At 64.7% G+C, this 16,578-nt stretch carries 16 protein-coding genes, 1 tRNA gene and 1 pseudogene; 4 read left to right on the forward strand and 14 right to left on the reverse strand.

The annotated features are described in order from the left end of the window. Window positions 1-55: 55 nt before the first annotated feature. The 5 genes and pseudogenes from scpA to C7449_RS04935 form a co-directional block, all read right to left on the reverse strand. Window positions 56-2,194: a methylmalonyl-CoA mutase gene (gene scpA, locus C7449_RS04920; RefSeq protein ID WP_108001678.1), complete on the reverse strand. Its 2,139-nt coding sequence runs from the start codon at window positions 2,192-2,194 to the stop codon at window positions 56-58. 139 nt (window positions 2,195-2,333) lie between these two features. Further along, window positions 2,334-2,573 carry a biotin/lipoyl-containing protein gene (locus C7449_RS22445; protein ID WP_374828166.1) on the reverse strand — a complete coding sequence of 80 codons (240 nt, stop codon included), beginning with the start codon at window positions 2,571-2,573 and terminating at the stop codon, window positions 2,334-2,336. A gap of 48 nt (window positions 2,574-2,621) precedes the next feature. Beyond that, window positions 2,622-4,339 (reverse strand): annotated as a pseudogene (locus tag C7449_RS04925) (acetyl-CoA carboxylase biotin carboxylase subunit); the annotation flags it as partial. 2 nt (window positions 4,340-4,341) lie between these two features. Next, complete coding sequence (locus tag C7449_RS04930) at window positions 4,342-4,719, reverse strand: hypothetical protein (protein ID WP_108001679.1); 378 nt, start codon at window positions 4,717-4,719, stop codon at window positions 4,342-4,344. Window positions 4,720-4,735: 16 nt separating this feature from the next. Next, window positions 4,736-6,268, reverse strand: a complete 1,533-nt coding sequence (locus C7449_RS04935; RefSeq protein WP_108001680.1) for an acyl-CoA carboxylase subunit beta — start codon at window positions 6,266-6,268, stop codon at window positions 4,736-4,738. Between the two features lie 129 nt (window positions 6,269-6,397). Between C7449_RS04935 and C7449_RS04940 the strand changes: the two genes are divergently transcribed. Next, window positions 6,398-7,813 carry a helix-turn-helix domain-containing protein gene (locus C7449_RS04940; RefSeq protein WP_108001681.1) on the forward strand — a complete coding sequence of 472 codons (1,416 nt, stop codon included), beginning with the start codon at window positions 6,398-6,400 and terminating at the stop codon, window positions 7,811-7,813. A 127-nt stretch (window positions 7,814-7,940) separates the two neighbouring features. Here C7449_RS04940 and C7449_RS04945 read toward each other — a convergent pair. Both C7449_RS04945 and C7449_RS04950 read right to left on the reverse strand, forming a co-directional pair. Continuing rightward, window positions 7,941-8,027, reverse strand: a tRNA-Leu gene (locus C7449_RS04945). 79 nt (window positions 8,028-8,106) lie between these two features. Then, window positions 8,107-9,534: a phosphomannomutase gene (locus C7449_RS04950; protein WP_108002055.1), complete on the reverse strand. Its 1,428-nt coding sequence runs from the start codon at window positions 9,532-9,534 to the stop codon at window positions 8,107-8,109. A 163-nt stretch (window positions 9,535-9,697) separates the two neighbouring features. Between C7449_RS04950 and C7449_RS04955 the strand changes: the two genes are divergently transcribed. Further along, entirely contained in the window at window positions 9,698-10,111 is a 414-nt protein-coding gene (locus tag C7449_RS04955) for a hypothetical protein (protein ID WP_108001682.1), read from the forward strand. Window positions 10,112-10,187: 76 nt separating this feature from the next. On the opposite strand, the gene C7449_RS04960 is transcribed toward C7449_RS04955, so the two are convergent. Continuing rightward, window positions 10,188-10,472: a SelT/SelW/SelH family protein gene (locus tag C7449_RS04960; RefSeq protein ID WP_108001683.1), complete on the reverse strand. Its 285-nt coding sequence runs from the start codon at window positions 10,470-10,472 to the stop codon at window positions 10,188-10,190. A 146-nt stretch (window positions 10,473-10,618) separates the two neighbouring features. Between C7449_RS04960 and C7449_RS04965 the strand changes: the two genes are divergently transcribed. Then, window positions 10,619-11,068: a DoxX family protein gene (locus C7449_RS04965; RefSeq protein ID WP_108002056.1), complete on the forward strand. Its 450-nt coding sequence runs from the start codon at window positions 10,619-10,621 to the stop codon at window positions 11,066-11,068. On the opposite strand, the gene C7449_RS04970 is transcribed toward C7449_RS04965, so the two are convergent. Continuing rightward, complete coding sequence (locus tag C7449_RS04970; protein WP_146165046.1) at window positions 11,059-11,520, reverse strand: response regulator; 462 nt, start codon at window positions 11,518-11,520, stop codon at window positions 11,059-11,061. The two genes, C7449_RS04965 and C7449_RS04970, sit on opposite strands and share 10 nt — an antisense overlap. A 119-nt stretch (window positions 11,521-11,639) precedes the next feature. Between C7449_RS04970 and C7449_RS04975 the strand changes: the two genes are divergently transcribed. Then, complete coding sequence (locus C7449_RS04975; protein ID WP_108001685.1) at window positions 11,640-12,401, forward strand: Crp/Fnr family transcriptional regulator; 762 nt, start codon at window positions 11,640-11,642, stop codon at window positions 12,399-12,401. 6 nt (window positions 12,402-12,407) lie between these two features. Here the strand turns inward: C7449_RS04975 and pyrC are convergent, their stop codons facing one another. The 5 genes from pyrC to C7449_RS05000 form a co-directional block, all read right to left on the reverse strand. After that, a complete protein-coding gene (gene pyrC, locus C7449_RS04980; protein ID WP_108001686.1) occupies window positions 12,408-13,448 on the reverse strand; it encodes a dihydroorotase in 1,041 nt (346 codons plus the stop codon). 89 nt (window positions 13,449-13,537) lie between these two features. After that, a complete protein-coding gene (locus C7449_RS04985; RefSeq protein WP_108001687.1) occupies window positions 13,538-13,888 on the reverse strand; it encodes a DUF805 domain-containing protein in 351 nt (116 codons plus the stop codon). A gap of 112 nt (window positions 13,889-14,000) precedes the next feature. Beyond that, entirely contained in the window at window positions 14,001-14,627 is a 627-nt protein-coding gene (locus C7449_RS04990; RefSeq protein ID WP_108001688.1) for a nucleoside triphosphate hydrolase, read from the reverse strand. Further along, a complete protein-coding gene (locus tag C7449_RS04995; protein WP_210204698.1) occupies window positions 14,624-15,424 on the reverse strand; it encodes an ATP-binding cassette domain-containing protein in 801 nt (266 codons plus the stop codon). Before C7449_RS04995 ends, C7449_RS04990 begins: the two co-directional genes overlap by 4 nt. Then, window positions 15,400-16,485, reverse strand: coding sequence for an ABC transporter permease (locus tag C7449_RS05000; protein WP_108001690.1), 1,086 nt, complete (start codon window positions 16,483-16,485; stop codon window positions 15,400-15,402). The genes C7449_RS04995 and C7449_RS05000 overlap by 25 nt, the downstream gene beginning before the upstream one ends. Window positions 16,486-16,578: the final 93 nt, after the last annotated feature.

Here is a 16,578-nt window from a genome sequence, read left to right on the forward strand (position 1 = left end):
AGGCCATCGATTCTGTCGGGCGGCGCTTGATCGACTGGCCGCTGCTTCAGTCAGTTCAAATGTTCCGGCGGCGGCCTTCCAGCAAGTCGAGAACGGAGTTTGCCGCCTCGATGACGTTGGTGCCGGGCCCGAAGACGGCGGCAACGCCGTGATCTTCCAGGAACCGATAATCCTGCCGTGGAATGACGCCGCCGCAGACGACGATCACGTCGCCGCCGCCCTTCTTTTTCAGGTCTTCGACCAGTTGCGGCAGCAGCGTCTTGTGGCCGGCGGCCAGTGAAGACACGCCGATGACGTTGACCTTCTCGGACAGCGCGAGGTCGACGGCCTCCTCCGGCGTCTGGAACAGCGGGCCGGCCAGCACGTCGAAGCCGATGTCGCCGAAGGCCGAGGCGATCACCTTGGCGCCGCGGTCGTGGCCGTCCTGGCCGAGCTTGGTGACCATGATCTTCGGCCGGCGCCCGAGTTTTTCCGATACACCAGACATGCGGGATTTCAGCACCGCAAGTTCCGGCTCGTCGCGATAGGCCTCGCCATAGACGTCCCGGATCACCTCCGGCGTCGCCGCGTGGTCGCCGAAGGCCTCCCGCATCGCATCGGAAATCTCGCCGACGGTGGCACGCGCCCGTGCCGCTTCGACAGCGGCCGCCAGCAGGTTGCCCTTGCCGCTGCGGGCGACCTCGGCCAGGGCTGCTAGGGTGTCGCGCACCTTGGTGCCGTCGCGCCGGCGCTTCGTCTCCTCGATCCGCCTGATCTGGGCGGCCCGGACGGCGGAATTGTTGATCTCCAGGATGTCGATCGGCTGCTCTTCCTCGAGTCGGTACTTGTTGACCCCGACGATCACCTCGTCGCCCTTGTCGATCGCCGCCTGGCGCCGCGCGGCCGCCTCCTCGATCATCCGTTTCGGCAGGCCCTCGTTGACCGCCTTGGTCATGCCGCCGAGTTGCTCGACCTGCTCGATCAGCGCCCAGGCCTGCTTGGCAAGCTCGTCGGTCAGGCTCTCGACATAGTAGGAGCCGGCCAGCGGATCGACCACCCTTGTGATGCCCGTCTCGTGCTGCAGAATCAGCTGGGTATTGCGGGCGATGCGGGCCGAAAACTCCGTCGGCAGCGCGATCGCCTCGTCGAAGGAATTGGTATGCAGCGACTGGGTACCGCCAAGGGCTGCCGACATCGCCTCGAAGGCGGTGCGGATAATGTTGTTGTACGGGTCCTGCTCCTGCAGTGACACGCCCGAGGTCTGGCAGTGGGTGCGCAGCATCAGCGACGACGCCTTCTTCGGCTCGAACTCCTGCATGATGCGGGTCCACAACAGGCGCGCCGCGCGCAGCTTCGCCGCCTCCAAGAAGAAGTTCATGCCGATCGCGAAGAAGAAGGAGAGGCGGCCGGCGAAGTCGTCGACGTTGAGCCCCTTGGCGAGCGCGGCGCGCACATATTCGCGCCCGTCAGCGAGCGTGAAGGCCAGCTCCTGCACCAGCGTGGCGCCGGCCTCCTGCATGTGATAGCCGGAGATCGAGATCGAGTTGAACTTCGGCATCTCCTTCGTCGTGTACTCGATGATGTCGGCGACGATCCACATCGAAGGCTCTGGCGGGTAGATGTAGGTGTTGCGGACCATGAACTCCTTGAGAATGTCGTTCTGGATGGTCCCGGAGAGCTCGGCGCGCGACACGCCCTGTTCCTCGCCGGCGACGATGAAGCTGGCAAGGATCGGGATCACCGCGCCGTTCATGGTCATGGAGACCGACATCTCGTTCAGCGGGATTCCGTCGAACAGGATCGCCATGTCCTCGACGGAATCGATCGCGACGCCCGCCTTGCCGACATCGCCCACCACCCGCGGGTGGTCGCTGTCATAGCCGCGATGGGTGGCGAGGTCGAAGGCGACCGACAGGCCCTTCTGCCCGGCGGCGAGGTTCTTGCGGTAGAAGGCGTTCGATTCCTCGGCGGTCGAGAAGCCGGCATATTGGCGGATCGTCCAGGGCCGGCCGGCATACATGGTGGCGCGCGGTCCGCGCACGAACGGCGCCATGCCGGGCAGTGATTCGAGATAGCCGATGCCTTGCAGGTCCGCCGCCGTGTAGAGCGGCTTGACGTCGATGCCTTCCGGCGTGTGCCAGGTCAGCGTGTCCGGCGAGGCCTTCAACTCCTTCTCGGCCAACGCTTCCCAGTCCTTGATGGTCTTCTCGGTCATCGTTCCGCTCCGATATCAGTGTCCGCCGGCCGGCATTTTGGGTGTCGTTTATGTCGTCGGCCCCCCGATCGTCCGCCGGACCTACGCCTGGTAAGCGGGGAGGGCGGAGAGCAAGCTGCCGATATGCAGTCTACACCCGCTACTCGAACTCCATGATGATCTCGTCGACGGCCAGGCTGGCGCCGACCGAGACCGGTACCCGCTTGACCACCGCCTTCTTCTCCGCCCGCAAAATGTTTTCCATCTTCATCGCCTCGACAGTGGCGAGCGCCTGGCCGGCTTCGACCGTGTCGCCTTCGGAAACCGCAAGCGCCGTGATCAGGCCCGGCATCGGGCAGAGCAGCATCTTCGAAGTGTCCTGCGGCAGCTTTACCGGCATCAATTTGGCGAGCTCGGCGACGCGCGGTTCGCGCACCCGTGCGATCACGTCGAGGCCCTGCCAGCGCAGCCGCAGGGCAGGGCCGGTCTTGTTGACCTTCACGCCCATCGGCACCTCGTCGATGAAGAAGGTCGCATGCGTCTGGCCCGGCAGCCAGTCGCTCTTGATCGCCACGGTTTCTCCGTCCTCGAAGGTGATCCGCGAGGCGTCGCCTTCCTGTGCCAGCGTCACGTCGACGGTGTCACCTCCAAAGGCGACGACCCACTCCGCGCCGATGCGGCGGCGATGGTTACCGATCGTTCCGGAAATCTTCGTCGCGCGTCGCTGCAGGCGATCGTTGATCAGTGCCGCCACGGCCGCGATCTTCCGCGCCGCCGCCGCGGCCGGCTCCACACCGTGGAAGCCATCCGGAAATTCCTCGGCGATGAAGGCGGTCGTCAGGTTTCCTGCCCGGAAGCGCTCGTTCTGCATTACAGACGACAGGAAGGGCAGGTTGTGGCCGATACCCTCGACCTCGAAGTCGTCCAGCGCCCGGCCCATCGCGTCGATCGCGGCGGTCCGGTCCGGCCCCCAGGTGCAGAGCTTTGCAACCATCGGGTCGTAATACATCGAGATCTCGCCGCCCTCACAGACGCCGGTGTCGTTGCGGACGATCGTGCCATCCGCATGCTCGCCTTCCGCCGGCGGGCGGTAGCGTGTCAGCCGGCCGATCGAGGGCAGGAAGTTGCGATAGGGATCCTCGGCGTAAAGCCGGCTTTCGATTGCCCAGCCGTTGAGCGTAACGTCCCTCTGGCCGAAGGCAAGCTTCTCGCCGGCAGCGACCCGGATCATCTGCTCGACGAGGTCGATGCCGGTGATCAGTTCGGTGACCGGATGCTCGACCTGCAGCCGGGTGTTCATCTCGAGGAAATAGAAGTTGCGGTCGCCGTCGACGATGAATTCGACGGTGCCCGCCGAGTAATAGCCGACAGCCCTCGCAAGGGCGACGGCCTGTTCGCCCATGGCATGGCGCGTCGCTTCGTCGAGGAAGGGCGAGGGGGCCTCCTCGACCACCTTCTGGTTCCGCCGCTGGATCGAGCACTCACGCTCGCCGAGATAGAGCGTGCTGCCGTGCTTGTCGCCGAGCACCTGGATCTCGATGTGGCGCGGCTGGGTGACGAACTTTTCGATGAAGATGCGGTCGTCGCCGAACGAGCTCTTCGCCTCGTTCTTCGAGGACTGGAAGCCTTCGCGCGCCTCCTGGTCGTTCCAGGCGATCCGCATGCCCTTGCCGCCGCCGCCGGCGGACGCCTTGATCATTACGGGATAGCCGATGGAGGAGGCGATCTTCACCGCCTCCTCGGCGTCCTCAATCAGGCCCATGTGGCCGGGCACGGTGTTGACGCCGGCTTCGGCGGCGATCTTCTTGGAGGTGATCTTGTCGCCCATCGCCCGGATCGCGCCGACCGGCGGGCCGATGAAGGTGATCCCCTCCTTCTCCAGCGCTTCGGCGAAGGCGGCGTTCTCCGACAGGAAGCCTAGCCGGGATGCACGGCATCGGCCCCCGTCTGGCGGATCGCGTCCATGATCTTGTCGATGACGATGTAGGATTGGGCAGACGGCGCCGGTCCGATATGCACCGCCTCGTCCGCCATCTGCACATGCAGCGCGTCCCGGTCGGCATCCGAATAGACGGCGACGGTCGGGATGCCGAGCTTCCTTGCCGTCTTGATGACGCGGCAGGCGATTTCGCCTCGGTTGGCAATGAGGATTTTCTTGATCGCCAAGGCTAGATCTCCATCACGTCTTCAAACGATTCCGGGAACGAGGCCCGCGCCACCTTCTCGTCGATCACCAGCATTGCCTCGTAGGAGGTCGGGTCGAAATCCTTTTCCGCCGCCACGACCTCGCGTCCGAAGAGCAGGTTGAGCCGGGCCGCATCGAGATTGCCGCGCTCGAATGGTTCAGGCCCGAAATGGTGCCAGAGCGCGTGCAGGAAGGCGGCATCGATCCGGTGCTCGGCCGAGCCCGGTCTCGCGCGACGGGGCAGCGCCTTGATCGGTGTTACGCCTTTCGGGTTGGCCCGGCGGATGGTGAACTGCACACCCGTGCCGGGCATGCCGGATGGGAAACCGCGATGCTTTGTCATGTCGGGAAGATTGGCCATGGGTTCTGATCTCCCCTTACAATGGTATCGTGTCGTGCTTGCGCCAGCGGGTATCGACCTGCTTGTTGCGCAGCGCCGCAAAGGCCCGGGTGATGCGCTTGCGCGAGGAATGCGGCATGATCACCTCGTCGATGAAGCCACGCTCGGCGGCGACAAAGGGATTGGCGAAGCGCTCCTCGTATTCTGCGGTGCGGGCGGCGATCTTCTCCGGATCACCGAGTTCCGATCGGTAGAGGATTTCGGTGGCGCCCTTCGCGCCCATCACGGCGATCTCGGCCGTCGGCCAGGCATAGTTGACGTCGGCGCCGATATGCTTCGACGCCATAACGTCATAGGCGCCGCCATAGGCCTTGCGGGTGATCAAGGTCACCATCGGCACGGTCGCCTGGCTGTAGGCGAACAGCAGCTTGGCGCCGTGCTTGATGACGCCGCCATATTCCTGCGCGGTGCCCGGCAGGAAGCCCGGCACGTCGACCAGCGTCAAAAGCGGAATGTTGAAGGCGTCGCAGAAACGCACGAACCTGGCCGCCTTGCGGGAGCTGTCGATGTCCAGGCAGCCGGCCAGCACCATCGGCTGGTTGGCGACGACGCCGACCGTCTGCCCCTCCAGCCGGATGAAGCCCGTGATGATGTTTTTGGCGAAATTCTCCTGCAGCTCGAAGAAATCGCCCTCGTCGGCGATCGCCAGGATCAGTTCCTTCATGTCGTAGGGTTTGCTTGAACTGTCCGGAATCAGCGTATCGAGCCGCGCTTCCAGGCGCGCCGGATCGTCGTGGAAGGGCCGGACCGGCGGCTTCTCGCGGTTGTTGAGCGGCAGGAAGTCGAACAAGAGCCGCACATGCTCCAGCGTCTCGATGTCGTTGTCGTAAGCCGCATCGGCAACGGAGGATTTTTTCGTATGGGTGCCGGCGCCGCCGAGCTCCTCGGCCGTGACGATTTCGTTCGTCACCGTCTTCACCACGTCCGGGCCGGTGACGAACATGTAGGACGAATCCCGCACCATGAAGATGAAGTCGGTCATCGCCGGCGAATAGACCGCACCGCCGGCGCAGGGGCCCATGATGACGGAGATCTGCGGGATCACGCCCGAGGCCTCGGCATTGCGCCGGAACACCTCCGCATAGCCGGCTAGCGAGGCGACGCCCTCCTGGATGCGGGCGCCACCCGAATCGTTCAGGCCGATCACCGGGGCGCCGTTGCGCACCGCCATATCCATGATCTTGCAGATTTTTTGCGCATGCGTTTCCGACAGCGAGCCGCCGAGAACGGTAAAATCCTGGGAGAACACATAGACCTGCCGGCCGTTGATCGTGCCCCAGCCGGTGACGACGCCGTCGCCGGCAATCTTCTGTTCGGCCATGCCGAAATCGACCGCGCGGTGAGTGACATACATGTCGTATTCTTCGAACGAGCCGGGATCGAGCAGCACCTCCAGCCGCTCGCGCGCCGTCAGCTTGCCCTTGCCGTGCTGGGCGTCGATCCGCTTCTGGCCGCCGCCGAGATAGGCTTCGTCGCGGCGGGCCTGCAACTGTTCGAGTATGCGACGCATGCTTCCTCCCTGATCCGTAGTCGCCGGCATTATGCCGATCTTTCATGCTTGAAAACAGTTGAAGGTGTGCAAAGGCAGAAATATAAAACAGCAAAACTGAAATTGCGAACTTGCAAATCCGAGGGCGGCATGGCGATCGGCAAACTTTTCATCGGGCGCAAGGTGCGCGACCTGCGGCTGGCCGGCAGCATGACGCAGAGTCAGTTCGCCGAGCGCATCGGCATCTCCACCAGCTATCTCAACCAGATCGAGAACAACCAGCGCCCGGTTTCCGCCGCCGTTCTCCTCGCCCTGGCCGACAAGTTCCGCCTCGACATTGCCGAACTCTCCGTCGGCGAGAACGACCGGCTGTTGTCGGCACTCTCCGAAGCGCTGACAGACCCCTTGTTCGAGACGTATTCTCCGAGCCTGCAGGAACTGAAGCTCGTCACGCAGAACGCGCCCGGCCTGGCGCATGCGCTGATCGCCTGCCATCAGGCCTATCGCCGCAACAGCGAACGGCTGGCGAGCATCGACGCCACGCTCGGGCGCGCCGGCGGCCCGGCCGAGACGACGCCCTATGAGGAGGTGCGCGACTTCTTCCATTTCGTCGACAACTACATCCACGAGCTCGACGTTGCTGCCGAAAGGCTGGCAGGCGAGCTTGGCGTCGGAAAGGGCGACAACCAGTCGGCGTTGACCGAGCATCTGGAGCGGCACTTTGGCGTTCGGGTGGCTCGGGGTGCCGCCGGGGACGAGGCGATCCGTCGCTATGATCCGGAGACGCGCGTGCTGACGATCAATCCGTATGCCGCGGCGCCCACCCGCGATTTTCAGCTGGCGCTGCAGATCTCGCAGTTGCAGGTTGCCGACGAGATCGATGCGGTGGCCCAGGGAGCCGGCTTCCGGTCCGAGGAGGCGCTGGAGATCTGTCGCATGGGCCTGCAGAATTATTTCGCCGGCGCTCTACTGCTGCCATACGGCCCCTTCCTGGCGGCGGCGCAGGAACTGCGGCACGATCTCGAGCTTCTTGCCGCCCGCTTCGGCGCCTCGATCGAGCAGGTCTGTCATCGCCTCAGCACGCTGCAGCGCCCGGGGCACAAGGGCGTGCCGATCTTCTTTGCGCGCATCGACCGGGCCGGCAACATCACCAAGCGCCACAGCGCCGCCAAATTCCAGTTTGCCCGCTTCGGTGCTGCCTGCCCGCTGTGGAACGCGCACGAGGCCTTCGAGCGCCCCGGCCGCATCCTGCGCCAGCTGGCGGAGACGCCGGATGGCGTGCGCTATCTCTGCCTTGCCACCCATGCCTCGAAGGGCAGCGGCGGCTTCCGGGCGAGCCGGCCGGAATACGCCCTGGCGCTCGGCTGCGAGATCTCCTACGCGCGGGCCTTCGTCTATGCCGACAACCTGGATCTGGAAAACGCCGAGGCCTTCGACCCGATCGGCATCTCCTGCCGCATCTGCGAGCGCGCCAACTGCGCCAGCCGCGCCGTGCCCCCCTTCAAGCGCCGCCTGCACGTCGACCATCACCTGCGCCGGATCGTTCCCTACGGGCTGGAGAGCTGAGCGTCGGCGCGGTGCGAATAAGACCTGGCGGGGGAACTGTGAACAACCGACAGAAACGAAAAAACCCCGGAAAGCCGGGGTTTTTTCGTGCGATCCGAAGATGCCAAACAACATCCTGGATTGGAAATGGTGCCCAGAAGAGGACTCGAACCTCCACACCCTTGCGAGTACCAGCACCTGAAGCTGGCGCGTCTACCAATTCCGCCATCTGGGCGACGGAGGCCGATGTAAGGGGCGCCGCCGTTGCTGTCAACAGGCTATCGGAAGTTTTTGCGACAACCCCCAAAATTGCGTCATTTCGCCCGGCCGGCCCAGGCGCGGACGAGGTTAAGTCCCTGCGCGAGAAGCTGTTGTGCCGCTGCCTCGCTCTCCGCTTCGACATAGCAGCGCATCTCCGGCGCGTTGCCGGAGGGGCGGAAGTGAATGACGCGGCGATCCTCCAGCGTCACGCGCAGCCCGTCGATGTCGCTGATGCCGACCGGGACGCCGACGGGCGTCAGGAAGGCGGAGAGGGCATCCGGGCCGGAGCGCAGCATCGCCATCAGCGCGGCGCTGGTTTCGACCGGGAAGTGCTCGAGCCGATCGGCGGCGGCAACCGGCAGGCGGTGGGCGGCGGCGGCGACCGACAGCGGCTGGCGACGTCCGGCCGCAAGCGCGAGGGCGGCCAGCGCCGGCAGGAAACTGTCGCGGGTCGGAAGCGGCGCAAGGACCTTGCCGTTCACGCTAAACGAACTGGCCGTCAACGTGCCGCCGTTCGCCTCGAACCCGACCACGGCGCTCGCGCCCTCCGTCACCGCCTCGTCCATGGCGGCAATGACGAAGGGCGAGCCGACGCGGGTGCGCAGAACCCGGAACCGGCCGGCTGCCTCGATGCCCGAATTGGAGGTCACCGGCGTCGCCACGACATCGGCACTTAGGAAATTTGCGGCGATCAGGCCAAGTAGGTCGCCGCGTAGCGGCGTTCCCGTCTCGTCGGCGACCAGCGGCCGGTCGCCATCGCCGTCCGCCGACACGATCGCAGCGAGCCGGTGCTCGCCGGCCCATCGCCGCAGTTGATCGATCGTCTCGGTTGGGACCGCCTCGGTGTCGACGGGGATGAACACCTCGGAGCGTCCGAAAGCGATGCATTCGGCACCGAAACCGGACAGGACGCTTGCAAGAAGGTCGCGGGCGACGGTGCTGTGCTCGTAGATGCCGATGCGCATGCCATCCAGCGTTCCGGGTGCAAGGATACCGGCATACCGATCGATGAACAGTGCTGCAACCTGCGTCGAGGCGTCCGGTGCGGTGGCGGGGGTGGCGTCGATCGCTTCGCCTTCCAGCGTCGCTGCGATGGCGGTGATCGCCGCCTCGTCGGCCTTGTCGATCTCGCCGTCGGGCCGGTAGAACTTGATGCCGTTCCGGTCGGCGGGAATGTGCGAACCGGTGATCATCAGGCTTGCCGCATGGCGCGAAAGGCCGAACAGCGCCAGCGCCGGCGTCGGAACGGTACCGCAATCGAGCGGCGCCAGTCCGGCGCGCTGCAGGGCGCCGATGACAATGGCGGCGATCGCCGGGCTCGAGGGGCGGAAGTCGCGGCCGATAAGGACCATATCTCCGGGCTTCGCCTGACCGCTGCCGAGCAGATGGCGCGCAAAGGCTGTGGCATAGAGCGCGGCCGGACGGCCTTCCAGGTCGCGAGACAGGCCGCGCAGGCCGCTGGTGCCGAATTTCAGACTCATGCCTTGCTCCGAGTTGTAGTATTCTGTCATTCGCTTCCATGCCCGATTTTTACCGCCGTGTCCTCCTCGTTGAGGCAACGGGGCCGCCGCCGGAAACCGGCCGCCGAATCTGTCTTTGAGATCGGGGAACGAGGAAGCCCTGCCAGACGCGCGGAGGATTGAAATGTCCAGGTGTCGCAGTCTCGTTTATGCGGGTTCAATTGGCCTTGCTGCGGTTCTGGCGGCGGTTTGCAGCGCCAGCGCCGCACCGCCCATCATTCCGGCGGTCGTTGTCGGCTCGCAGGTCCAGCCCGCCGGGTATGCCTGCAACGCCTATAGCTGCTGGCACTATGGGCTTTATTACAATCCGGTCTATCGCCCCTATCTCAACTACTACCCGCCATACGGCGCGCCGGTATACGGGCCCTATGCCTATCGGCCCTATTACATGTACCCCTCCTATGGCTACCGGCCCTATGCCCTCTACTACCCGCCCTATGCGCCCTATTACCGTCCGGCTGCCCCGTTCTATCCCTATCGCCAATATTACCGTGTCTATCAGACGCCCTATTACGCGCCTTATGGCAACAGTTGGTGATTGAAACGGTCGGCGCCATGTGCCGTCGCCGGGCCCGGAGCCCGATTGATCGCAGCGGCGGTTGCTGCCGGCAAGCTCAATTGCGATCGACATGGCCGAGGTCACGCCCCGGCTCGATGATGTCGCGCAACCTTTGCTTCAGTTCCTTCGGGCCGGGAAAACCGCCGTCGCGCTTGCGCTCCCAGACAAGCTGATCATTGACCCGGATCTCGAAGTTGCCGCCGGTGCCGGGCATCAATGCCACCTCTGCCAGGCTTTCGCCGAAGGTCTGCAGCAGCTCCTGGGCCATCCAGCCGGCGCGCAGCAGCCAATTGCATTGGGTGCAGTAGAGGATGGTGACGCGGGGTTTTTGGTCGCTCATCGGCCGTTATCCTTGATCCAGGTGCACGGGCCGTTTTTCGACGGCGGTCACGGAGATGTCAACCAATGTGACCGAAGGTCCGCTTGCGCCGGCAAGATCGAGACGAGAAACGGTGTGCCGCGCAACATTTTCGATTGGACTGCACCATGAGCGACATCACCTCCCGACCGCCCCGACTGATCCTGCCGGCTCTCGGCCGCGTCTATGCCTCCCTCGGGGAAAGCGCCGAAACGCTGTTGCGCGTCGTCGCCGGCCTGCTGTTCGTGGTTCATGGCCATGGCAAGATCCTCAATCCCTTCGGCGCCACCGGCATGGTCGAAAGCCTGGGCTTCTATCCGGGCGTGATCTGGTCGCCGCTGCTGGCCGCGACCGAGTTCTTCGGCGGCATCCTGGTTGCAATCGGCCTTCTGACCCGCCCGGCGGCGTTTGCGTCGATGATCGTCCTGGCGGTGACGGTCTATTTCCACTGGATCGTCAAGGCGGAAGGACTGGTGGGGGCGGAGAAATCGCTTCTGTGGACGACCATCATGCTTTACTTCGCCGTCCGCGGCGCCAATAGCCAATCGGTCGACGCCCGCATCGGTCGTCAGTTCTGACGGTGCGGGAAAGCGGGCAGCACGCGCTGGACTGCCCCGAGCAGCTTGTCGCCGTCATACGGCTTCATCACGACAGGCACGCCGTCGAACGTTTCGATTCCGCGACGGTGGAATTCGGAAACCGTCGTGAAGAGTATGGGGCGCCCCAGCCGCCTCAGGCGCTGCCCCGATGCGATCGCCTGCGTCGGGTCGAAGGGCACATCGAGAAGACAGATGTCCAGCGTCGACAGGTCGGTGTCCGTCCAGCGATCGAACTGGTCGGGTCGAATGAGCGAGACGCGGCAATCCAGGGCTTGACGGATCAGAAATTCGGCATCGACGGCGATCAGGTATTCTTGTTCGACGATGCCGACATGCGGGAGGACTTTGTTCATACCGAGGGGTTCACAATGGATCGGAGTTGGCGTGGAAGCCACGATCCGGTCGGGGCATTGCCAAACCCCAATATCCACTGCGGTTTCCGATCCGTCATTTAAAAAAGACATAGCGTAAGCCCGGAACCCACCCGCGCCATTCGCGTTCACTTTCGTGCCTGTCGACAGAACTGGGCATGTGGACGGAAGGAGGGTTTATGGGACTGCCGATAAACGCGGCGCCAGAAAAATGGCAGACGCCTTGCACGAGGTGTCCCTTGCGCGGGCTCGCGCATTTCCGGCCGTTCACGCCAAGCGAACTGGAATTCGTCTCAACCTTCAAGATCGGCGAGCTGGCGGTCGAGCGCGGCGCGACGATCCTCGTGGAGGGGGCGCATTGCGCCCACATCTATACCGTCCTCACAGGTCTCGGCTTTCGCTACAAGCTGCTTGACGACGGTCGGCGCCAGATTATGAATTATATCTTCCCCGGCGATCTCATCGGCTTGCAGGGGATACTGATGGGCGAGATGGAGCATTCGGTCGAGGCCCTCGGCCCGGTAACGCTCTGCGTGTTCGAGCGGAGCAAGCTCGCAAGGCTGTTCGAGAATCATGTTTCGCTTGCCTACGACCTGACCTGGATCGCCGCGCGCGAAGAACGCGTCCTTGACGAACACCTGTTGAGCATCGGCCGGCGCTCGGCCCTGGAGCGGACGGCCTATCTCTTGTCCTATATCCATCAGCGGGCCACGACCGTCGGCGCGATCACCGATGCAAGGCGCGTCATCCCGATCACCCAGCTGCACCTTGCCGACACGCTGGGCCTGTCGCTGGTCCACACGAACAAGACGCTGCGAAAGCTCGCCGAGCGCAACCTGATCCGCTGGCGGGATGGGGGATATGAGGTCCTGGATGCGCCGGGGCTGCTGAGCCTGTCGAATTGGGAAGGGCTGAAAGAGACCGCCCGCCCGTTCATCTGACCCCCGTCAGGCGGCGACCTCCCAGAAAAGCGGGAACATCGGATCGAAGACGGTGACGGGACCCGCGCCGGTCTCGACCTTGGCCGGGAATGCCACGGGCGTTTCCCGCCGCACGAGCCGAATGGTCTCCTCGTTGGCCGGAAGGCCATACCAGGCCTGACCGTTGAGCGAGGTGAACGCCTCCAGCCTGTCCAAGGCATCCTCCTGCTCGAAGACGTGCGCCAGGCAGCTCATCGTGTTGATCGAGCTGTAGATGCCGGCGCAGCCGCAGGCGCATTCCTTCAGCGGATCGATATGCGGGGCCGAATCGGTGCCGAGGAAGAAGCGCGTGTCGCCGGAGGTCGCGGCGGCACGCAGCGCCAGCCGGTGATGCTCGCGCTTGGCTACCGGCAGGCAGTAGTAGTGCGGCCGGATGCCGCCGACCAGGATGGCGTTGCGGTTGATGATCAGGTGGTGGGTGGTGATGGAGCCGGCCAGATTGGCCTTCGATTCGCTGATGTAGTCGATGCCGTCCTTCGTCGTCACGTGCTCCATGGTTACCCTCAGCTCCGGCAGGCGCCGGCGCAGCGGATCGAGCACGGACTCGATGAACACCGCCTCGCGATCGAAGATGTCTACCTCGGATGTCGTCACTTCGCCGTGGACGCACAGTGGCAGCCCGATCTCCGCCATCCGCTCCAGGACCGGCATCGCCTTGTCCATGTCGCGGACGCCGCTGTGGGAGTTGGTGGTGGCGCCGGCCGGATAGAGCTTGACGGCGGTGATGAGGCCGCTCTCCTTGCCCGCCTGCACGTCGTCGGGGTCGGTGTGCTCCGTCAGGTAGAGCGTCATCAGCGGCTTGAAGCGATCGCCGACCGGCAGCGCCGCCAAGATCCGCTCGCGGTAGGCGCTGGCGTCGGCCGTCGTCACCACCGGCGGAACGAGGTTCGGCATGATGATGGCGCGGGCGAAATGCCGGCTGGTGTCGCCGATCACGCCTTTGAGCATCTCGCCGTCGCGCAGGTGCAGATGCCAGTCGTCAGGACGGCGAATGGTGATCGTTTGCATGCGCTGTAACTCCGCGGGGCTCGAATGGGGACCTTTGAAGCGCGCATTATCACCCCGATGCCGGCGGTGGCAAACGATTTGCCGGCGGCTCAGGCCGGCGGTGCGCCATACTGGTTCGTTCCCGGCGTGCCCTCGCTGGCATACCAGTAGATCAGCAGGATCCAGCCGATGACCGGAACCAGAGCGACGAGCAACCACCAGCCGGAGCGGTCGGTGTCGTGCAGGCGCCGGGCGGCGACGGCGATGCCCGGCAGGATTACGGCCAGCGCGTAGACGATGCCGAGCACGTCGCCGCCGAAGATCGCCTGGTCGATGACGCCGAGGATCATGGAGGCGATGATGTTGAACAGCGCGAACCACCAGAATTCGGGCCGGCCCGCGCGTCCGGTAAAGACGGCATATTTCGAAAAGACGGTCTGGACTGCTTCGGTAAAGCTCATGCGACTTCCCCTCGGGCGAACGCTTCATAGTTGCAATGGCGCGAACCTGCAACGATTCTCTCGGGGGATGCAATGCCGGCTTTCCGCGCAGGCGGCCACGGGGAGCGGACGGTCAGGCGTTGTCGAGCGTCAGGTCGGCGGGACGGCGGTTTTCGAGGATGAGGCGGCCGTTCGGCAGGTCGTTGGCGTAGACCTTGGCGCGGGCGGTATCGTCGGGAAGGCCGTGGTCGCGCCAACGGGCCCACAGCCGCTCTTCCAAGGTCTCGAAGCGCGGTGCCAGCATGATCGAAAAGTCGAACAAGCCGTCGAGTTCAGCCCATCGTCCCTGGTTCAGCAGCAGATAATTGCCCTCGACGATGATGAAGCGGTGCTTTGGCGACACCACGCGCGCCGCGGCGATGGCGATCTCGCGGGAACGGTCGAAGACCGGCACCAGAACGTCCTCGTCGGCGGCGCGGACGGCTCGAATGACGTCGAGGAAGCCGCGTACGTCAAAACTTTCCGGCACGCCCTTGCGCGCCAGCAGGCCGCGCTCGATCAGGATGGCGTTGTCCATGTGGAAGCCGTCCATGGGCAGCACTTCCGCCTGTTCGCCGCGCGCCCTCAGCGCCACCGCCAGTTGCTCGGCCATGGTGGACTTGCCGGCGCCGGGCGGGCCGGCCACGGCGACCAGGAAGCGCTTCGCCGCACCGGCCCGGGCGATGAGTTCGCCGGCGATGTCGGCGATCTTGTCGCTCATGCCGCCAGCGCTTCGGAAGGCGGCGCCTTCGCGCCGGTCATGAAGGCGACCGCATCCGACATCGTGTATTCCTTCGGATCGATGACGCAAAGCCGCCGGCCGAGGCGATGGACGTGTACGCGGTCCGCCACTTCGAAGACGTGGGGCATATTGTGCGAGATCAGTACGATCGGCATGCCGCGGGAGCGCACGTCGAGGATGAGTTCCAGCACCTTGCGGCTCTCCTTCACGCCGAGTGCTGCGGTCGGTTCGTCGAGGATGATCACCTTCGAGCCGAAGGCCGCGGCGCGCGCCACCGCGACACCCTGACGCTGGCCTCCGGACAGCGTCTCGACGGCCTGGTTGATGTTCTGGATCGTCATCAGGCCGAGTTCGGAGAGCTTGTTGCGGGCGAACTTCTCCATCGCCGAATGGTCGAGCTTGCGCAGCAGGCTGCCGAGCAGGCCGGGCTTGCGGATCTCGCGTCCGAGAAACATGTTGTCGGCGATCGACAGCGCCGGCGACAGCGCCAGGTTCTGGTAGACGGTCTCGATGCCGGCGCGCCGCGCCTCGATCGGCGAGCGGAAGTGGACCGGCTCGCCATCCAGCCGGATTTCACCCTCGTCGGGGGTCGTTGCGCCGGAGATCGCCTTGATCAGCGTCGACTTGCCGGCGCCGTTGTCGCCGATCACGGCGAGGATCTCGCCGGGATAAAGGTCGAAGTCGGCATGGTCGAGGGCGGTGACGCGCCCGTAGCGCTTGACGAGGCCGCGTGCGGTGAGGATGGGTTCCATCAGCCTGCTACCTTTCTGATCCATTGGTCGACCGCAACCGCGGTGATGATGAGCACACCGGTCAGGAAGACCTTCCATTGGGGGTCGGCGCCGAGCATGTTCAGGCCCATGGAAACCACGCCGACGATCATGGCGCCGATCAGCGTCCCGAGGATCGAGCCGCGCCCGCCGAACAGCGAGATGCCGCCGATCACCGCGGCCGTGATGGCCTGGAGGTTGTAGTCGGTCACGGCGGCCGAGGGCGAGATCGAGCCGTTGCGGCCGATCGATACCCAGGCGGCCAGCGAGGCGATCAGCCCGGCCAGCGTGTAGGCGCCGAGAAGCACCCGATCAACGCGGATACCGGAAAGCTTGGCGGCCTCGGGATCGTCGCCGACCGCATAGAGATGCCGCCCCCATGCCGTATGGTTCAGCGCATACCAGAGGCCGAACACCAGCGCCACCATCGCGACGACACCGAGCGTGAAGACCGCCGAGCCGACCTTGAAGCTGACGCCGAAGATGTGCAGCCACTGCGTGACGGCTGTCACATCGGCCTCGCGGATCGTCGCGTTGGCCGAGTAGATGAAGTTGGTCGCCATGATGACGTACCAGGTGCCGAGCGTGACGATGAACGGCGGCAGCCGCAGCCTGGAAACGAGGTAACCGTTGAGGAAGCCGCAGAGGCCGCCGACCGCGAAGCCGCTGAGGATGGCGATCGGCGCAGGCAGGCCGTAGGTGACGGCGAAATTGCCCATGATGACCGCCGAGAACACCATGATGACGCCGATCGACAGATCGATGCCCGCCGTCAGGATGACGAGCGTCTGTGCGGCGCCCAGCATGCCGACGATGGCGATCTGCTGCAGGATCAGCGTCAGCGTGTAGGACGAGAAGAACTTGCCGCCGATGGCGATCCCGAAGATGACGATGGCTGCGACGAGAACGATGAACGGGACGGCCGCGGGCGTCGAGTGCAGGAAATGCTGTATCTTGCGCACTGCCGTCTTGTCGTGGGTGTCGAACGAGGCGACATCGGTGGCGCTCTGTGCCAGGACTTTCTCGAATTCCTGGGATGGCTGTGCGGCTGCGTTTGGCTCGCCCATGGACCTTCCTCCCGTGAACCCCGCTCCCGATGGGGTTTGCAATGCGCTCCTCGCGCGACCCGCCCGGCCCGAGATTTTGGGCAAGTGCTTAAG

The sequence above is a fragment of the Mycoplana dimorpha genome, assembly GCF_003046475.1.
Lineage (GTDB): Bacteria > Pseudomonadota > Alphaproteobacteria > Rhizobiales > Rhizobiaceae > Mycoplana > Mycoplana dimorpha.

Bases quoted from the DNA above. Each gene is read 5' to 3' on its own strand.
- C7449_RS04930 (WP_108001679.1), bottom strand. From the start codon at position 4,719: ATGGCCAATCTTCCCGACATGACAAAGCATCGCGGTTTCCCATCCGGC.
- C7449_RS05000 (WP_108001690.1), bottom strand. From the start codon at position 16,485: ATGGGCGAGCCAAACGCAGCCGCACAGCCATCCCAGGAATTCGAGAAA.
- scpA (WP_108001678.1), bottom strand. From the start codon at position 2,194: ATGACCGAGAAGACCATCAAGGACTGGGAAGCGTTGGCCGAGAAGGAG.
- pyrC (WP_108001686.1), bottom strand. From the start codon at position 13,448: ATGCAAACGATCACCATTCGCCGTCCTGACGACTGGCATCTGCACCTG.
- C7449_RS22445 (WP_374828166.1), bottom strand. From the start codon at position 2,573: ATGCCGGTAAAGCTGCCGCAGGACACTTCGAAGATGCTGCTCTGCCCG.
- C7449_RS04940 (WP_108001681.1), top strand. From the start codon at position 6,398: ATGGCGATCGGCAAACTTTTCATCGGGCGCAAGGTGCGCGACCTGCGG.
- C7449_RS04995 (WP_210204698.1), bottom strand. From the start codon at position 15,424: ATGGATCAGAAAGGTAGCAGGCTGATGGAACCCATCCTCACCGCACGC.
- C7449_RS04955 (WP_108001682.1), top strand. From the start codon at position 9,698: ATGTCCAGGTGTCGCAGTCTCGTTTATGCGGGTTCAATTGGCCTTGCT.
- C7449_RS04935 (WP_108001680.1), bottom strand. From the start codon at position 6,268: ATGCGTCGCATACTCGAACAGTTGCAGGCCCGCCGCGACGAAGCCTAT.
- C7449_RS04975 (WP_108001685.1), top strand. From the start codon at position 11,640: ATGGGACTGCCGATAAACGCGGCGCCAGAAAAATGGCAGACGCCTTGC.
- C7449_RS04960 (WP_108001683.1), bottom strand. From the start codon at position 10,472: ATGAGCGACCAAAAACCCCGCGTCACCATCCTCTACTGCACCCAATGC.
- C7449_RS04985 (WP_108001687.1), bottom strand. From the start codon at position 13,888: ATGAGCTTTACCGAAGCAGTCCAGACCGTCTTTTCGAAATATGCCGTC.
- C7449_RS04990 (WP_108001688.1), bottom strand. From the start codon at position 14,627: ATGAGCGACAAGATCGCCGACATCGCCGGCGAACTCATCGCCCGGGCC.
- C7449_RS04965 (WP_108002056.1), top strand. From the start codon at position 10,619: ATGAGCGACATCACCTCCCGACCGCCCCGACTGATCCTGCCGGCTCTC.
- C7449_RS04950 (WP_108002055.1), bottom strand. From the start codon at position 9,534: ATGAGTCTGAAATTCGGCACCAGCGGCCTGCGCGGCCTGTCTCGCGAC.